General features: G+C 32.8%; 1 protein-coding gene. It reads left to right on the top strand.

The features are described from left to right. Positions 1 to 164: 164 nt before the first annotated feature. The gene (gene tnpA / locus VJI94_RS07860; RefSeq protein ID WP_324008942.1) at positions 165 to 626 is read left to right on the top strand and encodes an IS200/IS605 family transposase; all 462 of its coding nucleotides are present in this window, start codon (positions 165 to 167) and stop codon (positions 624 to 626) included. Positions 627 to 760 lie beyond the last annotated feature (134 nt).

The following is a 760-nucleotide window of genomic DNA, read 5'->3' as shown; positions in this document are numbered from 1 at the left end:
TTTTTATTGATTGTTTGCTTAAGCATAATTCGCTTGAAAAAGCGAATAAAAAACCACCAGCTATGCTGGTGGAGACAAAAGCTTAAGCTATAAGAAAATTCCTCCTTGTGATAAAATATAATAAAGATTTGCCAATCGTAATATAAACACAAGGAGGAATTTTTATGGATAATAATAGTTTATCACATACAAGGTGGAATTGTAAATATCATATAGTATTTTCACCAAAATACAGGAGAAAAGAGATATATGGGAAGTTAAGAAATGATATAGGGAAAATAATAAGAGGATTGTGTAAAAGGAAAGGTATAAATATAATAGAAGCAGAATGTTGTGTGGATCATATACATATGCTAGTAGAAATACCACCAAAGTATAGCGTGGCAGAAGTAATGGGATATATAAAAGGAAAAAGTAGTTTGATGATATTTGATAGACATGCAAATTTAAAGTATAAGTATGGGAATAGACATTTTTGGTGTAGAGGATATTATGTGGATACAGTAGGAAAGAATGCAAAGAAAATAGAAGAATATGTAAGAAATCAACTGCAAGAAGATATAGCAGGAGAACAATTAAGTTTGAAAGAATATATAGACCCATTCACAGGTAAGAAAAACAAGTAGAAGTCCTTAAGGACGGCTGGGGAAGAAGTGCGATTGGCAAATCTTAGAAGACCTTTAGGTCAAGCAGGAAATATCCCCTTATAGGGGTGTGGAAACCACCAGCTGAGCTGGTGGTTATGATTGTGAAACAACAA

It is taken from the genome of Parvimonas sp. D9, assembly GCF_035282565.1.
Taxonomy (GTDB): Bacteria; Bacillota; Clostridia; order Tissierellales; family Peptoniphilaceae; genus Parvimonas; species Parvimonas micra.
Note: the sequence above shows the minus strand (reverse complement) of the source record. Positions and strands in the feature narration are given on the sequence as shown.